Raw genomic sequence first — 14,943 nt, 5'->3', positions numbered from 1 at the left:
GAAAACACCGAGAGGAACCTAATTCAGTGGTTCATCAGTGGGTTCTTGAGCGCAAGTCCGTCGATCGAAATCGACGCGCACACGCCAGATACACGAAAATTCCGCCAGACCTGAGGTAAGGCGGAATTTCCGAACCACGGTCGCGTCAGACGCGGCGCTTCTTGCGCGGACGGCAACCATTGTGCGGGATCGGCGTCACGTCGCGAATGGAAGTGATCATGAAACCGGCAGCCTGCAGAGCGCGAAGTGCCGATTCACGGCCGGAACCCGGACCGCAAACTTCAACTTCAAGCGACTTCATGCCGTGTTCCTGAGCCTTCTTCGCGCAATCTTCAGCAGCGATCTGGGCAGCGAACGGGGTCGACTTACGCGAACCCTTGAAGCCCTTGGCACCAGCGGACGACCAGGCAATAGCATTGCCCTGTGCGTCGGTGATGGTGATCATCGTGTTGTTGAAGGTCGAGTTGACGTGCGCGACGCCCGACGTGATATTTTTGCGTTCGCGACGACGGACGCGTGCGGCTTCCTTGGCCATGTTATACCTTTCATTGATCTCTTCACCGCCGTAACACCAGCGGCTACACCGGCAATCAGCCCGTATTCGAGCTTTTCGCCAAACTCAGAAAGGCTGGCGCGGACTGCACCAGCCTCCCCTTTCCGGAGAACCGGAAAATTACTTCTTCTTACCAGCGATAGCCTTCGCCGGACCCTTGCGGGTGCGGGCGTTGGTGTGCGTGCGCTGACCGCGGACCGGAAGGCCACGACGGTGACGCAGGCCGCGGTAGCAGCCGAGGTCCATCAAACGCTTGATGTTCATCGACGTGTCGCGACGCAGGTCACCTTCGACCTGGTAGTCGCGGTCGATGGCTTCGCGGATCTGAAGAACTTCAGCATCCGTCAGCTGATGAACGCGCTTGTCAGCCGGAAGACCGACCTTGTCCATGATTTCCTGCGCGAATTTCGGACCAATCCCGTGAATGTAGGTCAGCGCAATAACAACGCGCTTCGCAGTCGGGATGTTGACGCCAGCGATACGTGCCACGTCTTTTCTCCTTGGTTCCAGTTGCCATCCGGCAAGTGGTGATTCCAGTCGAGCGACCAACAGGGTCGCCAGTTCAAAATTGATGTCCGTGACAGGTCAAAACGACCGAACCCGGATCTCCCTCCCTTAAGGGAAATCCGCGCCAGTCGCTTGGGATGTCGCGAGTTGGCGCGGTGTTTAACGGAATCAGCGCAAAAAAGCAACCGGCTCCGCCAAGATTCTTTTGCTATCCAAAGGACGAGCTAAATCATAAGAGCGGCAAATCGGGCGAAAATCGCCGGCAGATTTTGCCACCCTGCCACAGCCGTCAGGCAGAAGCTTTTTCGAGGACGTTTTCGATAGCCTCGGTCACGGCATCGACATCCGCCATGCCATCCAGCGTCACAAGTTCACCCTGCTCGCTGTAATAGTTCGACAGCGGCGCGGTCTTCTCGCGATATTCCGTCAGGCGCTTGCGGAAGGCTTCCGGATTGTCGTCCGAACGAACCGTACCACCGGCGGCAATGGTTTCTGCGACGCGGTTTTCGATTCGGCGAATCAACGCCTCTTCGTCCACCTTCAGTTCGATGACGGCATCAAGGGCAAGATTCTTGTTGCGCATGTTCTCGGCAAGCGCCTTGGCCTGCGGAACGGTGCGCGGATAGCCGTCTAGAATAAAGCCCTTGGCACAGTCAGGTGCTTCGATACGTTCGGAAACGATCTGATTGACGATATCGTCGGAAACCAGCCCGCCGGCGTCCATGACGGCCTTGGCGCGCTTGCCGATTTCGGTGCCCGCGCTGACCGCAGCGCGAAGCATGTCACCGGTGGAAAGCTGCGGGATCCCGTACTTGTCAGTCAGCCGCTTGGCCTGGGTTCCCTTGCCCGCACCCGGCGGACCCAAAAATATCAGTCTCATCGTCCCCTCTTTCCTCCACGCAACTTCGACTTCTTGATCAGCCCTTCATATTGCTGCGCGATCAGGTGGCCCTGGATCTGCGCAACCGTGTCCAGAGTTACACTGACAACGATCAAAAGCGAAGTACCACCAAGGGCTAATGGAATGCCCGTGCGTGCGATAAGTGTCTCAGGAAGGATACACACGAAGACAAGATAAACAGCGCCGACAACCGTGATACGGGTCAGGACGTAATCGATGTACTCCGCGGTGCGCTCACCCGGACGAATGCCCGGAATGAAGCCGCCATGCTTCTTGAGGTTATCGGCCGTGTCCTTCGGATTGAAGACGATAGCCGTGTAGAAGAATGCGAAAAACGCGATCAGCAGGCCGTAGAGCGCCATGAACAGCGGCTGTCCATGCTGCAGCGACGCAATGATGGACGTCGCCCACCCGGGCAGATTGGTGTTTCCGGCAAAACCGGCAGCCGTCGCCGGCAGAAGCAGCAGCGAGGATGCGAAGATCGCGGGAATAACGCCGGCGGTGTTGAGTTTCAGCGGCAGATGCGAGGTATCGCCCTGGAACATCCGGTTGCCGACCTGTCGCTTCGGATATTGTATCAGCAGGCGACGCTGGGCGCGTTCCACGAAGACGATCAGCGCGATAACGCCAATAGCCACGACGACGACCATCAGAATGAGCGGGGTCGAAAGCGCACCGGTGCGGCCGAGTTCCAGCGTGCCGGCAAGCGCCTTGGGCAGGCCAGCAGCGATACCTGCGAAAATGATCAGCGAAATACCGTTGCCGATACCGCGCGACGTGATCTGCTCACCGAGCCACATCAGGAACATCGTGCCGCCGAGCAGCGTGATAACGGTGGAGATACGGAAGAACCAGCCCGGATCGACCACGAGGCCGCTGCCGCTTTCAAGGCCGACCGCAATGCCATAGGCCTGCAGCGTGCCGAGCAGAACCGTGCCGTAGCGGGTGTACTGGTTGATGATCTTGCGGCCGGCTTCGCCTTCCTTCTTCAACGCTTCGAGCGAGGGCACGACCGAGGTCATGAGCTGCACGATGATCGAAGCGGAGATGTAAGGCATGATGCCGAGGGCGAAAATCGCCATACGCTCGACAGCGCCACCCGCAAACATATTGAAAAGACCGAGAATACCGTTGGCCTGGCCCTGGAAGGCCTGCGCATAGGCTTCTGGGTTCAGGCCCGGAAGCGGAATATGGGTGCCAAGACGGTAGACGAGAAGTGCGGCAAGAGTAAACCAGAGACGCTTTTTCAGATCCTCCGCCTTAGCGAAGGTCGAAAAATTCAGGTTCGAAGCCAGTTGTTCCGCTGCGGAAGCCATAAATTTCTCCGAATGACCCTTGCCAGCCAGCAAAACCGGCCGATGCGGAAAGGTCTAAAAGATACCGGTTCAAAAACCGGGCTTCGGACGAACACGGCTTTGCGCCGCCATCATGCCTCACCCTGTTTTTTTATGTCCTATCCCCTCCCCTACGGAAGTTCAAGAACTGTGAGGCTCTCCCTGCAGCACTTTATGCCGCAAGCGGCGCGCATAACAGCTGCACCGCGAAGAGTTTGCCATGATGCATCTCTAAATCGATTTAGATCGAAAGCAACATTGGCCAGGGAGCGCAGACGCCCGGAGCACGAAGCCCCGGGCGCCTGAAGTCTATATATTACTCGGAAGCTTCGGCTGCAACCACGAGAAGCTTGATCGAGCCGCCGGCCTTCTCAATCTTTTCGAGTGCGGGCTTGGAAGCGCCGGCAACTTCGAAGGCAACCTTGGCCTTCAGCTCGCCGTCGGCGAGGATGCGGACACCGTCCTTGACGCGGCGGATAACGCCGGCTGCCTTGAGAGCAGCAGCATCGATCGTTGCGGAAGCGTCGAGCTTCTTGGCGTCGATGGCGGTCTGGATGCGGCCGAGCGACACAACAGCATATTCGGAACCGAAGATGTTGTTAAAGCCGCGCTTCGGCAGGCGACGGTAGATTGGCATCTGACCGCCTTCGAAGCCGTTGATGGCGACGCCCGAACGAGCCTTCTGACCCTTCACACCGCGACCACCGGTCTTGCCCTTGCCAGAACCGATACCGCGACCTACGCGGATACGATCCTTGGAGGAGCCTTCGTTGTCTCTGATTTCATTGAGTTTCATGATAGGTTACTCCGTCTCACTTCTCGTCAACGACGCGAACGAGATGCTGGACCGCACGGATCATGCCACGAACCGCCGGAGTATCTTCCAGGGTGCGCTGACGATGCATCTTGTTGAGACCCAGACCGACCAGCGTCTGACGCTGGATTGCCGGGCGGCGAATAGGGCTGCCGATCTGTTCGACCGTAACAGTCTTCTTGGCTTCAGTAGTTTTCTTGGCCATGATCCAGCTCCTTATTCTTCAGAAGCGTTGCCGGACGCGGCGCGGCGAGCCTGAAGGGTCGCAAACTTAAGACCGCGCTGTGCAGCGATGTCCTTCGGATGAACCTGATGCTTCAGAGCGTCGAACGTTGCGCGAACCATGTTGTAAGGGTTCGACGAACCGGTCGACTTCGCAACGACGTCATGAACGCCCAGCGTTTCGAAAACAGCGCGCATCGGACCACCGGCGATGATACCCGTACCGGCCTTGGCCGAACGCAGCAGAACCTTGCCTGCGCCGTGACGGCCATTGACGTCGTGATGCAGCGTGCGACCATCGCGCAGCGGAACGAAGATCAGATCGCGCTTTGCGCTTTCAGTTGCCTTGCGGATCGCTTCCGGAACTTCACGAGCCTTGCCGTGGCCGAAGCCGACGCGGCCCTTCTGGTCGCCGACGACGACGAGAGCGGCGAAGCCGAAGCGACGGCCACCCTTAACAACCTTTGCAACGCGGTTGATCGCGACCAGCTTGTCGACGAATTCGCTATCGCGCTCTTCGCGGTTCTGGCGATCTTCGCGAGAACCTCTTTTATCCTGTGCCATTGTCCTTGTCCTTTTTCTTTTACGGGTGGAACGGCAAACGAAAAGACCAGCGGCCTCGATGAAGAGATCCGCATGGCCCGGTGAAATTCCGCCCGGATCGTTGCCCGGGCGGAAAAATATCAGAAGTTCAGACCGCCTTCGCGGGCAGCATCTGCCAGGGCCTTGACGCGGCCGTGATAGATGAACGCGCCTCGGTCGAATACGACATCCTTGACGCCAGCCTTGACGCCGCGCTCGGCAACCAGCTTGCCCACGACAGATGCCGCAGCAACGTCGGCGCCGGTCTTGAGCGAGCCGCGCAGATCAGCTTCGAGCGTGGAGGCAGACGCAAGCGTCTTGCCAGCAACATCATCGATGATCTGGGCGTAGATGTTCTTCGACGAGCGATGAACCGACAGGCGCGGGCGGCCGTTGGCAACCGCCTTGATCTGGCGGCGCACACGGCTCGCGCGACGTGCAAGTGCTTCTTTCCTGCTAGCCATTTCGCGTGATCCTTACTTCTTCTTGCCTTCTTTGCGGACGATACGCTCTTCAGCGTACTTCACGCCCTTGCCCTTATAGGGCTCGGGACCACGGTATTCGCGGATTTCCGCGGCTACCTGACCGACCTGCTGCTTGTTGATACCGGAAACGATGATTTCCGTCGGCTTCGGCACGGCAATGGTGATGCCGACCGGCGGCTCATAAACCACGTCGTGGGAGAAACCGAGCGCCAGCTGCAGGTTCTTGCCCTGCAGGGCGGCACGATAACCAACGCCGTTGATTTCGAGCTTGCGTTCGTAACCGTCCTTAACACCCTTGAAGATGTTCTCGATCATCGTGCGGGACATGCCCCACTTCGAGCGAGCTTCCTTGGTGCCATTGGCCGGCGTTACGGAAACGCCGTTATCTTCGAGTTTCAGCTGAATATCGTCGTTTGCGACGAAAAACAGTTCACCCTTCGGGCCCTTCGCAGTGACCTTCTGGCCGTCGACATTGGCCGTCACACCTGCGGGAACCGGAACGGGCTTTTTACCGATACGAGACATTGTTCAATCCTGTCTGTTCGTTATGGAGATCCGTACTCGATCTTAGAAGACCGAGCAAAGAACCTCGCCACCAACGTTCTGTTCGCGAGCCTGGTGATCGGCCATCACACCCTTCGGGGTCGAAAGGATGGTGATGCCGAGGCCGTTCGCGACCTGCGGAATGGACTTTACCGAGACATAAACCCGGCGGCCCGGCTTGGAAACGCGGCCGATCTCACGGATCACGGACGCGCCTTCGTAGTACTTCAGTTCGATGGTGAATTCGGACTTGCCGTTTTCGAAATCGACCTTGGAATAACCGCGAATGTAGCCTTCAGCCTGCAGCACGTCGAGAACGCGTGCGCGGAGGCTGGAAGCAGGCGTGCTGACCGCAGACTTGCGGCGAGCGGCACCATTGCGGATGCGGGTGAGCATATCACCCAAAGGATCAGTCATGGTCATGTGCCCGTCTCCTTACCAGCTCGACTTGACAATGCCCGGCACCTTGCCGGAATTGCCCAGCTCACGAAGCGCGATACGCGACATCTTGAGCTTGCGATAGAACGCGCGCGGACGGCCCGTTACTTCGCAGCGGTTGCGGATACGCGTCTTCGAGCCGTCACGCGGCAGCGAAGCGAGCTTCAGAGTGGCCTTGAACCGGTCTTCGATCGGAAGGGACTGGTTCATTACGATCGCCTTGAGTGCAGCACGCTTGGTAGCCTGCTGGGCGACCGACTTGCGGCGGCGCTTGTTCTTTTCAACTGCGCTTGTTTTCGCCATATCGGAGTTCCTTTTCTACGCTCGTCGTTACGGTTAGTGACGGAACGGGAAGTTGAACTCTGTAAGCAGAGCCCGAGCTTCGTCGTCCGACGTCGCCGTCGTGCAAACGATGATGTCCATGCCCCACATCTGATCAACCTTATCGTAGTTGATCTCAGGGAACACAATGTGTTCCTTGATGCCCATGGCGAAGTTGCCACGGCCGTCAAAGCTCTTGGGGTTCAGACCCCGGAAGTCGCGAACGCGCGGCAGCGCGATGTTGATCAGACGATCAAGGAATTCATACATGCGTGCGCCACGAAGGGTAACCTTCGCACCGATCGGCATGCCTTCGCGAAGCTTGAAACCAGCGATCGAGTTACGAGCGCGGGTAACGACCGGCTTCTGGCCGGCAATCGCAGCCAGGTCACCGGCAGCAATGGTGGGCTTCTTGGAATCAGCAGTCGCTTCGCCAACACCCATGTTGATCACGATCTTTTCGATCTTCGGGATCATCATCACGTTGGCATAGGAGAACTTCTCCTGCATGGCGCCGCGGATACGCGACACATATTCCGTCTTGAGACGCGGCTCGTACTTGTCAGCCATCGATCACTTCTCCCGAACGCTTGGCCACGCGGACCTTCTTGCCTTCTACAACAGAAAAGCCAACGCGGGTCGGCTTGCCATCCTTATCGGCGATGGCAATGTTGGAGATGTGCAAGGATGCTTCCTTGTTGATGATGCCGGCTTCCTGGCCCTGGGTCTGGCGCTGGTGACGCTTCACCATGTTTACGCCACGCACAACAGCCCGGTCTTCCTTCGGCAAAACCTGGATTACTTCGCCGGTACGGCCCTTGTCCTTACCGGTCAATACGACAACCTTGTCGCCTTTACGAATTTTCTGCATCGCGATTGCTCCTTACAGTACTTCCGGAGCCAGCGAGATGATCTTCATATGGTTCTTGGCGCGAAGTTCGCGCGGAACCGGTCCGAAGATACGGGTGCCGATGGGCTCTTTCTTGTTGTCGATAAGAACGGCTGCGTTGTTATCGAAACGGATGACGCTGCCGTCAGCGCGACGGATGTCCTTGGCGGTGCGCACGACAACCGCCTTCATCACATCGCCCTTCTTGACGCGGCCGCGCGGAATAGCTTCCTTGATGGAAACGACAATAATGTCGCCAACAGAAGCATATTTGCGCTTCGAGCCGCCCAGCACCTTGATGCACATGACACGACGTGCGCCGGAATTATCCGCCACGTCGAGGTTTGTTTGCATCTGAATCATGTCAGGTCGCCTTCTTGTTGTTACCGGAACGGTTGGGCAAACTCTCCCGAGTGAGCCCCCTGCTCCAGCTTATGAATATCTCTTTTTTTGCGCGGAAATGTCGTGACAGGGTGGTTTCCCGAAGGACCTTCCGTGCGCATCAAAGCAAAAGACGCTCGATTCACGAGCGTCCTTGCGCTGCTTCATACAGGAATTCGCGCCAAGTACAAGATGCCTGGCGCGATTCTGTTGAAATTAAGCCTGGGCGGCGACAACCGTCCAGCGCTTGTCCTTGGAGATCGGTGCGCATTCCTCGATGGAAACGACATCGCCGACCTTGTATTGATTGTTTTCGTCGTGTGCCTTGTACTTCTTCGAACGACGAACGGTTTTTTGCATGAGCGGGTGAGCGAATCGACGCTCAACCCGGACCACGACAGTCTTCTCGTTCTTGTCGGACACTACGACGCCCTGCAGAATGCGTTTCGGCATATTATTTTTCCTTAGGCCTTGGCTTCTGCCGCCTTCTGGCGGGCAATGGTTTTAACGCGGGCGATGTCCTTGCGGACTTCGTTGATGCGCGAGGACTTCTCCAGCTGGCCGGTCGCCTTCTGGAAGCGCAGGTTGAACTGCTCCTTCTTCAGATCGGCGAGCTTGTCCTTGAGCTGGTCGGCGCTGAGGCCGCGAACTTCATCGGCTTTCATGTGCCTTGCTCCTTACTCTGCGATGCGCTGTACGAAGCGCGTCTTGACCGAGAGCTTGGCAGCGCCGAGACGAAGCGCCTCACGGGCGATCTCCTCGGTAACACCGTCGATCTCGAACATCATACGACCGGGCTTGACCTTGCATGCCCAGTATTCGACCGAACCCTTGCCCTTACCCATACGAACTTCGGTCGGCTTAGCCGTTACCGGAACGTCAGGGAATACGCGGATCCACACACGACCTGCGCGCTTCATGTAACGCGTGATCGCGCGGCGGGCCGCTTCGATCTCGCGTGCATTCACGCGGTTCGGTTCCTGCGACTTCAAGCCGAATTCACCGAATGCCAGGTCAAAGCCGCCCTTGGCGACGCCCTTGATGCGTCCCTTGAACTGCTTACGGTACTTAGTACGCTTTGGCTGCAACATTTTCTTACTTCTCCGAGCTTATCTTTCGCCAGCGTCAATCAAGCGTTTTCGCGACGACGATCGGGACGATCGCCACGCTCACGGCTTGCAGGGCCCTGCGCATCGCCTTCGAGACCGCGACGCTCAGAAGCCATCGGATCGTGCTCAAGGATTTCGCCCTTGAAGATCCAGACCTTGATGCCGCAAATGCCGAATGCGGTTTCAGCTTCAGCTGTGCCATAGTCGATGTCCGCACGCAGCGTGTGCAACGGAACGCGACCTTCGCGGTACCATTCGGTACGAGCGATTTCAGCACCGCCGAGACGGCCGCCGCAGGTGATCTTGATGCCTTCGGCGCCAAGACGCATTGCAGACTGAACCGAACGCTTCATTGCACGGCGGAAAGCCACGCGACGCTCGAGCTGCTGGGCGATCGACTGGGCAACCAGAGTTGCGTCGATTTCCGGCTTGCGCACTTCAACGATGTTGAGGTGCGTTTCGGAGTTGGTCATCTCGGAAAGCTTCTTGCGAAGCTTCTCGATGTCCGCGCCCTTCTTGCCGATGATGAGACCCGGACGAGCCGAGTGAATCGTAACGCGGCACTTCTTGTGCGGACGCTCGATGACCACCTTGGCGATACCGGCCTGCTTGAGTTCCTTGATCAGGTATGCCCGGATCTTCAGGTCTTCATGCAGCAGCTTGCCGTATTCCGCGGTGTCAGCGTACCAGCGGCTATCCCAGGTACGGTTGATGCCGAGGCGGAAGCCGATTGGATTGATTTTCTGACCCATTATGCGGCCTCCCCTTTTTCCTCAACTTCACGAACGACGATCGTGAGGTGAGCGAACGGCTTTTCAATGCGGGACGCACGACCACGGCCACGAGCGTGGAAACGCTTCATGGTGATGGACTTGCCAACATAGGCCTCGGCGACGACGAGAGCGTCGACGTCGAGGTCATGGTTGTTTTCCGCATTGGCAATTGCAGATTCCAGCGTCTTCTTGACGGTGCCTGCAATGCGCTTGCGGGAGAATTCGAGCTCGGCGAGAGCGCGATCAACCTTCTTGCCACGGATAAGAGCGGCAACCAGGTTCAGTTTCTGGGGGCTGACGCGGAGCGTACGGGCAATGGCCTGAGCCTCATTGTCCTTCAGCCGGCGTTCGGTCTTAGCCTTCGCCATGATTACTTCCTCTTTGCCTTCTTGTCCGCGCCGTGACCGTAATAGGTACGGGTCGGAGAGAATTCACCGAACTTGTGTCCGACCATGTCTTCGTTGACCGAGACGGGCACATGCTTGCTGCCGTTATAAACGCCGAAGGTCAGACCAACGAACTGCGGCAGGATCGTGGAGCGACGGCTCCAGATCTTGATTACTTCGTTACGTCCGCTCTCGCGCACCTTCTCAGCCTTGGTGAGAAGATAGCCGTCAACAAACGGACCTTTCCATACTGAACGAGCCATTAGTGACTACCTCTCTTACTTCTTACGCTGATGGCGCGAGCGCATGATGAACTTGTCGGTCGACTTGTTCGAACGGGTGCGCTTGCCCTTCGTGGGCTTGCCCCACGGAGTAACCGGGTGACGACCACCCGACGTGCGACCTTCACCACCACCGTGCGGGTGGTCGACCGGGTTCATGACGACGCCGCGAACGTGCGGACGCTTGCCACGCCAACGCGAACGACCAGCCTTGCCGTCGTTGATGTTGCCGTGATCCGAGTTCGAAACAGCGCCGATCGATGCAAGGCAGGAGCCGTGCACCAGACGCTGTTCGCCCGAGTTGAGACGCAGGATGGCCATACCGGCATCGCGGCCGACGAGCTGGACATACGTACCGGCGGAGCGGGCGATCTGACCGCCTTTACCCGGCTTCATCTCGACGTTGTGGATGATCGAACCGACCGGAATGTACTGAAGCGGCATGGTGTTGCCGGGCTTCACGTCCACTGCCTTGTCGGAGGCGATCACCTTGTCACCAGCAGCGAGACGCTGTGGCGCGAGAATGTAAGCCTGTTCGCCGTCGGTATACGTAACCAGCGCGATGAACGCGGTGCGGTTGGGGTCGTATTCCAAACGTTCAACGGTGCCTTCAACGTCGAACTTGCGACGCTTGAAATCCACCAGACGGTAGGTCCGCTTGTGACCGCCACCCTGGAACCGGACGGTGATCCGGCCCTGGTTGTTGCGGCCACCCTTGGAGCTGAGGCCCTGGGTCAGAGCCTTTACCGGCTTGCCCTTGTAGAGCGAAGCGCGGTCCACGATAACCAGCTGGCGCTGGCTTGGCGTGGTCGGATTGAAACTTTTCAATGCCATTTTATTGTTCCCTTTTGGGTCTTTGCCCGCTTGGGCCTAACCTTTAGAGTCCGGTGGACACGTCGATGGATTGACCTTCGGCGAGCGTAACGACGGCTTTCTTGACGTCTTTCAGCTTACCGGCGAACCCACGGAAACGACGGGTCTTACCCTTGCGGATAAGCGTGTTCACAGCCGTGACTTTGACGCCGAAGAGAGCTTCCACGGCAGCCTTGATTTCAGGCTTGGAAGCGCTTTTGGCGACGTTGAATACGACCTGGTTCTGTTCGGATACCAGCGTCGACTTTTCCGTGATCGAAGGAGATACGATCACATCGTAGTGGCGAAGATCCGTCATTTGAACCGCTCCTCCAGAGCCTCTACAGCAGCCTTGGAAAGCACCAGCTTGCCACGGCGCAGGATGTCGTAAACATTGATGCCCTGTACCGGCAGAACGTCCACATTCGGGATGTTCTGGGCTGCGAGCTTGAAGTTGCCATCAAGTTCAGCGCCACCGATAACGAGAGCGTTGGTCAGGCCAAGCGAAGCGAAGCTGCCCAGCAGAGCCTTGGTCTTTGCTTCAGATGCAACGAGCTGATCAACGATGATCAGTTCTTCAGCCTTCAGCTTTGCAGACAGGGCGTGACGCAGAGCGAGCGCACGAACCTTCTTGGGAAGGTCATGGGCATGGCTGCGAACGACCGGGCCGTGGGCCTTGCCGCCGCCGCGGAACTGCGGTGCGCGAGCCGAATGGTGACGAGCGCGGCCCGTACCCTTCTGCTTGTACATCTTGGCACCGGTGCGGGAAACTTCCGACCGGTTCTTGGTCTTGTGGGTTCCCTGCTGCTTCTTTGCAAGCTGCCAGCGAACCATGCGGGCCAGAATGTCCTGGCGGGGGTCGAGGCCGAAGATCTCATCCGACAGAGAAACCTTGCCGGCGTCTTTTCCCTCGAGGGTCTTGACGTTCAATTCCATGATAAGGCTCCCTTACTTCGCAGCCGACTTGACGGCGTCGCGGACGATGATCCAGGAACCCTTGGAACCGGGAACTGCACCCTTCACGAGGATGAGGCCACGGTCTTCATCAGTCGAAACGACTTCGAGGTTCTGGGTCGTAACGCGCGTCTGGCCCATATGACCAGCCATGCGCTTGCCCTTCCAGACGCGGCCCGGATCCTGGTTGTTACCGGTCGAACCGTGTGCACGGTGCGATACGGAGTTACCGTGCGAAGCGCGGCCACCACCGAAGTTGTGACGCTTCATAGCACCGGCAAAACCTTTACCGATCGTGGTTCCAGTGACGTCCACCAGCTGGCCGTTCTGAAAATGAGTTGCGGTCAGTGTTGCACCGATGTCGATCAGGTTCTCGGGGGAAACCCGGAACTCGACGAGCTTGGCTTTCGGTTCGACATTGGCAGCGGCAAAATGACCGCGAAGCGCCTTCGTCGTGTTCTTGACCTTGGACTGGCCGGCACCGAGCTGAACTGCGGTATAGCCATTCTTGTCTTCCGTGCGCTGGGCAACGACTTGTACGTTATCCAGTCGCAATACTGTTACGGGGATATGTTCACCTGCGTCGTTATAGACGCGTGTCATACCCACTTTCTGTGCAATCACACCTGAACGCATTGGTTCATCCTCTTGCGAGCCTTGAAGGGAAAACCCTCTCTGGCCTTTGTTAAGGAGTGCCCTTCGACATCTCACGATGTTTCCGGTCTCCGGTTTGGAAGTCGTTGGATTGCTCCACGTACCTTCCTTGTTATTTCAGCCCTCACCTTGGATGGATCGGGCCGGGTCTTAGAGCTTGATTTCCACGTCAACGCCAGCAGCGAGGTCGAGCTTCATAAGAGCATCGACAGTCTGCGGGGTGGGGTCAACGATATCGAGAAGACGCTTGTGCGTCCGCATTTCGAACTGTTCACGGCTTTTCTTGTCAACGTGAGGAGAGCGGTTGACGGTAAACTTTTCGATGCGTGTAGGAAGTGGAACCGGGCCGCGAACGCTGGCGCCGGTGCGCTTTGCGGTCGACACGATTTCACGGGTAGAGGCATCGAGGATCCGGTGATCGAACGCCTTGAGGCGGATACGGATATTCTGGCCGGTCATTCGTCTTGTCCTTGTTCTTTGTTATTCGTTTCCGCACGCGGAAACACATGAACTTCTATTGATCGTGGCGCCGCAGATTTTCAAAAATCGAGAGGGATGCGCCTCGCACCCCAATCATTTCAGTAGTCTGTATTGCTAAAACACCGCGTTTCGCAAATGCTTGCGAATCCAGCGGTGAGTGTGAGTGCGCGTTTACGCGCTTTCACCGAATTTTTCAAGCACTAAAAATGCAACGCCGCCAGGCTTTTTATTAAAAGCCCGACGGCGGTGTTTGTGACACCGCCGTCGGAGCGAATTTTAAAAGTCGAAATTACTCGACGATCGAGGCCACGATGCCGGCGCCGACGGTACGGCCGCCTTCGCGGATAGCGAAGCGCAGCTTTTCTTCCATCGCGATCGGAACGATCAGCTCGACTTCAACCGTGACGTTGTCGCCAGGCATAACCATTTCCGTGCCTTCCGGCAGAGAAACGATGCCGGTAACGTCCGTCGTGCGGAAGTAGAACTGCGGGCGGTAGTTCGTGAAGAACGGCGTATGACGGCCGCCTTCTTCCTTCGTCAGGATGTAGGCTTCTGCCATGAACTTCTTGTGCGGCTTGACCGAACCCGGCTTGCACAGGATCTGACCACGCTCAACGCCGTCACGGGTAACGCCGCGAACCAGAGCACCGATGTTGTCGCCAGCCTGGCCCTGATCGAGCAGCTTGCGGAACATTTCAACGCCGGTAACCGTCGTCTTCGAGGTCGGACGAATGCCGACGATCTCGACTTCTTCACCAACCTTGACGATACCGCGCTCAACGCGACCCGTCACAACCGTACCACGGCCAGAGATCGAGAACACGTCTTCGATCGGCATCAGGAACGGCTGGTCGATCGGACGCTCAGGCGTCGGGATGTAGGCGTCAACAGCGGCCATCAGCTCGCGGATCGCGTCTTCACCGATCTTCTTGTCAGAATCTTCAAGAGCGGCAAGTGCCGAACCCTTGACGATCGGGATATCGTCGCCCGGGAAGTCGTAGGACGACAGAAGTTCGCGAACTTCAAGCTCGACGAGCTCGAGAAGCTCGGCGTCGTCAACCTGGTCGACCTTGTTGAGGAACACGACGATTGCCGGAACGCCAACCTGACGGGCAAGCAGGATGTGCTCGCGGGTCTGCGGCATCGGGCCGTCAGCAGCCGAGCAAACCAGGATCGCGCCGTCCATCTGGGCAGCACCGGTGATCATGTTCTTCACGTAGTCGGCGTGGCCGGGGCAGTCGACGTGCGCGTAGTGACGGGCAGGCGTCTCATACTCAACGTGTGCCGTCGAAATCGTGATACCACGGGCCTTTTCTTCAGGCGCGGCGTCGATCTGGTCATACGCCTTGAATTCGCCGAAGAACTTCGTGATCGCGGCAGTCAGCGACGTCTTGCCATGGTCAACGTGACCGATCGTGCCAATGTTGACGTGCGGCTTATTGCGCTCAAACTTGCTCTTTGCCATTAGTGGCTCTCCATTCTTG

General features: G+C 57.7%; 26 protein-coding genes. All 26 read right to left on the bottom strand.

The window, feature by feature from the left end; all coding sequences use genetic code 11:
• Window positions 1–145 precede the first annotated feature (145 nt).
• Window positions 146–535 (bottom strand): 30S ribosomal protein S11, encoded by a 390-nt coding sequence (rpsK, locus tag M0412_RS03165; protein WP_003495225.1) that lies wholly within the window; start codon window positions 533–535, stop codon window positions 146–148.
• A 138-nt stretch (window positions 536–673) separates the two neighbouring features.
• A complete protein-coding gene (rpsM, locus tag M0412_RS03160; RefSeq protein WP_003507791.1) occupies window positions 674–1,042 on the bottom strand; it encodes a 30S ribosomal protein S13 in 369 nt (122 codons plus the stop codon).
• 307 nt (window positions 1,043–1,349) lie between these two features.
• A complete protein-coding gene (locus M0412_RS03155; protein WP_142840170.1) occupies window positions 1,350–1,940 on the bottom strand; it encodes an adenylate kinase in 591 nt (196 codons plus the stop codon).
• Window positions 1,937–3,277 (bottom strand): preprotein translocase subunit SecY, encoded by a 1,341-nt coding sequence (gene secY / locus M0412_RS03150; protein WP_142840171.1) that lies wholly within the window; start codon window positions 3,275–3,277, stop codon window positions 1,937–1,939. Before secY ends, M0412_RS03155 begins: the two co-directional genes overlap by 4 nt.
• A 334-nt stretch (window positions 3,278–3,611) precedes the next feature.
• On the bottom strand, window positions 3,612–4,091 hold the full coding sequence (rplO, locus tag M0412_RS03145; protein WP_046798172.1) for a 50S ribosomal protein L15: 480 nt from the start codon (window positions 4,089–4,091) through the stop codon (window positions 3,612–3,614).
• A gap of 16 nt (window positions 4,092–4,107) precedes the next feature.
• Entirely contained in the window at window positions 4,108–4,314 is a 207-nt protein-coding gene (gene rpmD / locus M0412_RS03140; RefSeq protein WP_003495212.1) for a 50S ribosomal protein L30, read from the bottom strand.
• 11 nt (window positions 4,315–4,325) lie between these two features.
• A complete protein-coding gene (gene rpsE, locus M0412_RS03135; protein WP_046798171.1) occupies window positions 4,326–4,895 on the bottom strand; it encodes a 30S ribosomal protein S5 in 570 nt (189 codons plus the stop codon).
• 119 nt (window positions 4,896–5,014) lie between these two features.
• Window positions 5,015–5,377, bottom strand: a complete 363-nt coding sequence (gene rplR / locus M0412_RS03130) for a 50S ribosomal protein L18 (protein ID WP_046798170.1) — start codon at window positions 5,375–5,377, stop codon at window positions 5,015–5,017.
• A gap of 12 nt (window positions 5,378–5,389) precedes the next feature.
• Complete coding sequence (rplF, locus tag M0412_RS03125) at window positions 5,390–5,923, bottom strand: 50S ribosomal protein L6 (RefSeq protein ID WP_006313979.1); 534 nt, start codon at window positions 5,921–5,923, stop codon at window positions 5,390–5,392.
• A gap of 42 nt (window positions 5,924–5,965) precedes the next feature.
• Window positions 5,966–6,364, bottom strand: a complete 399-nt coding sequence (gene rpsH, locus M0412_RS03120; protein WP_003507786.1) for a 30S ribosomal protein S8 — start codon at window positions 6,362–6,364, stop codon at window positions 5,966–5,968.
• 12 nt (window positions 6,365–6,376) lie between these two features.
• Window positions 6,377–6,682 carry a 30S ribosomal protein S14 gene (gene rpsN, locus M0412_RS03115; RefSeq protein WP_003495202.1) on the bottom strand — a complete coding sequence of 102 codons (306 nt, stop codon included), beginning with the start codon at window positions 6,680–6,682 and terminating at the stop codon, window positions 6,377–6,379.
• A 33-nt stretch (window positions 6,683–6,715) separates the two neighbouring features.
• Window positions 6,716–7,270 (bottom strand): 50S ribosomal protein L5, encoded by a 555-nt coding sequence (gene rplE, locus M0412_RS03110; RefSeq protein ID WP_142840172.1) that lies wholly within the window; start codon window positions 7,268–7,270, stop codon window positions 6,716–6,718.
• Window positions 7,263–7,571 (bottom strand): 50S ribosomal protein L24, encoded by a 309-nt coding sequence (gene rplX / locus M0412_RS03105; protein WP_046798168.1) that lies wholly within the window; start codon window positions 7,569–7,571, stop codon window positions 7,263–7,265. The genes rplE and rplX overlap by 8 nt, the downstream gene beginning before the upstream one ends.
• A gap of 12 nt (window positions 7,572–7,583) precedes the next feature.
• Window positions 7,584–7,952 carry a 50S ribosomal protein L14 gene (gene rplN / locus M0412_RS03100; protein WP_003495199.1) on the bottom strand — a complete coding sequence of 123 codons (369 nt, stop codon included), beginning with the start codon at window positions 7,950–7,952 and terminating at the stop codon, window positions 7,584–7,586.
• 234 nt (window positions 7,953–8,186) lie between these two features.
• Window positions 8,187–8,423: a 30S ribosomal protein S17 gene (gene rpsQ / locus M0412_RS03095; RefSeq protein WP_006313974.1), complete on the bottom strand. Its 237-nt coding sequence runs from the start codon at window positions 8,421–8,423 to the stop codon at window positions 8,187–8,189.
• Window positions 8,424–8,434: 11 nt separating this feature from the next.
• Window positions 8,435–8,635 (bottom strand): 50S ribosomal protein L29, encoded by a 201-nt coding sequence (gene rpmC / locus M0412_RS03090; RefSeq protein WP_003495193.1) that lies wholly within the window; start codon window positions 8,633–8,635, stop codon window positions 8,435–8,437.
• 12 nt (window positions 8,636–8,647) lie between these two features.
• The gene (rplP, locus tag M0412_RS03085; protein ID WP_006313973.1) at window positions 8,648–9,061 is read right to left on the bottom strand and encodes a 50S ribosomal protein L16; all 414 of its coding nucleotides are present in this window, start codon (window positions 9,059–9,061) and stop codon (window positions 8,648–8,650) included.
• Between the two features lie 38 nt (window positions 9,062–9,099).
• Window positions 9,100–9,831: a 30S ribosomal protein S3 gene (rpsC, locus tag M0412_RS03080; RefSeq protein ID WP_003516138.1), complete on the bottom strand. Its 732-nt coding sequence runs from the start codon at window positions 9,829–9,831 to the stop codon at window positions 9,100–9,102.
• Complete coding sequence (gene rplV / locus M0412_RS03075; RefSeq protein ID WP_006313972.1) at window positions 9,831–10,220, bottom strand: 50S ribosomal protein L22; 390 nt, start codon at window positions 10,218–10,220, stop codon at window positions 9,831–9,833. Before rplV ends, rpsC begins: the two co-directional genes overlap by 1 nt.
• Before the next feature lie 2 nt (window positions 10,221–10,222).
• Entirely contained in the window at window positions 10,223–10,501 is a 279-nt protein-coding gene (gene rpsS / locus M0412_RS03070; RefSeq protein ID WP_003507772.1) for a 30S ribosomal protein S19, read from the bottom strand.
• A 15-nt stretch (window positions 10,502–10,516) separates the two neighbouring features.
• Window positions 10,517–11,353 carry a 50S ribosomal protein L2 gene (rplB, locus tag M0412_RS03065; protein ID WP_003507771.1) on the bottom strand — a complete coding sequence of 279 codons (837 nt, stop codon included), beginning with the start codon at window positions 11,351–11,353 and terminating at the stop codon, window positions 10,517–10,519.
• A 43-nt stretch (window positions 11,354–11,396) separates the two neighbouring features.
• Window positions 11,397–11,690 (bottom strand): 50S ribosomal protein L23, encoded by a 294-nt coding sequence (locus M0412_RS03060; protein ID WP_003495178.1) that lies wholly within the window; start codon window positions 11,688–11,690, stop codon window positions 11,397–11,399.
• Window positions 11,687–12,307, bottom strand: coding sequence for a 50S ribosomal protein L4 (gene rplD / locus M0412_RS03055; protein WP_010971963.1), 621 nt, complete (start codon window positions 12,305–12,307; stop codon window positions 11,687–11,689). The genes M0412_RS03060 and rplD overlap by 4 nt, the downstream gene beginning before the upstream one ends.
• A 12-nt stretch (window positions 12,308–12,319) precedes the next feature.
• Window positions 12,320–12,961, bottom strand: coding sequence for a 50S ribosomal protein L3 (rplC, locus tag M0412_RS03050; protein WP_046798167.1), 642 nt, complete (start codon window positions 12,959–12,961; stop codon window positions 12,320–12,322).
• Window positions 12,962–13,129: 168 nt separating this feature from the next.
• Window positions 13,130–13,438: a 30S ribosomal protein S10 gene (gene rpsJ / locus M0412_RS03045; protein ID WP_003495158.1), complete on the bottom strand. Its 309-nt coding sequence runs from the start codon at window positions 13,436–13,438 to the stop codon at window positions 13,130–13,132.
• 310 nt (window positions 13,439–13,748) lie between these two features.
• Window positions 13,749–14,924: an elongation factor Tu gene (gene tuf, locus M0412_RS03040; protein WP_080824790.1), complete on the bottom strand. Its 1,176-nt coding sequence runs from the start codon at window positions 14,922–14,924 to the stop codon at window positions 13,749–13,751.
• Window positions 14,925–14,943: the final 19 nt, after the last annotated feature.

The sequence above is a fragment of the Agrobacterium sp. O3.4 genome (assembly GCF_041414895.1).
GTDB classification, from domain to species: Bacteria; Pseudomonadota; Alphaproteobacteria; order Rhizobiales; family Rhizobiaceae; genus Agrobacterium; species Agrobacterium cucumeris.
Note: the sequence above shows the minus strand (reverse complement) of the source record. Positions and strands in the feature narration are given on the sequence as shown.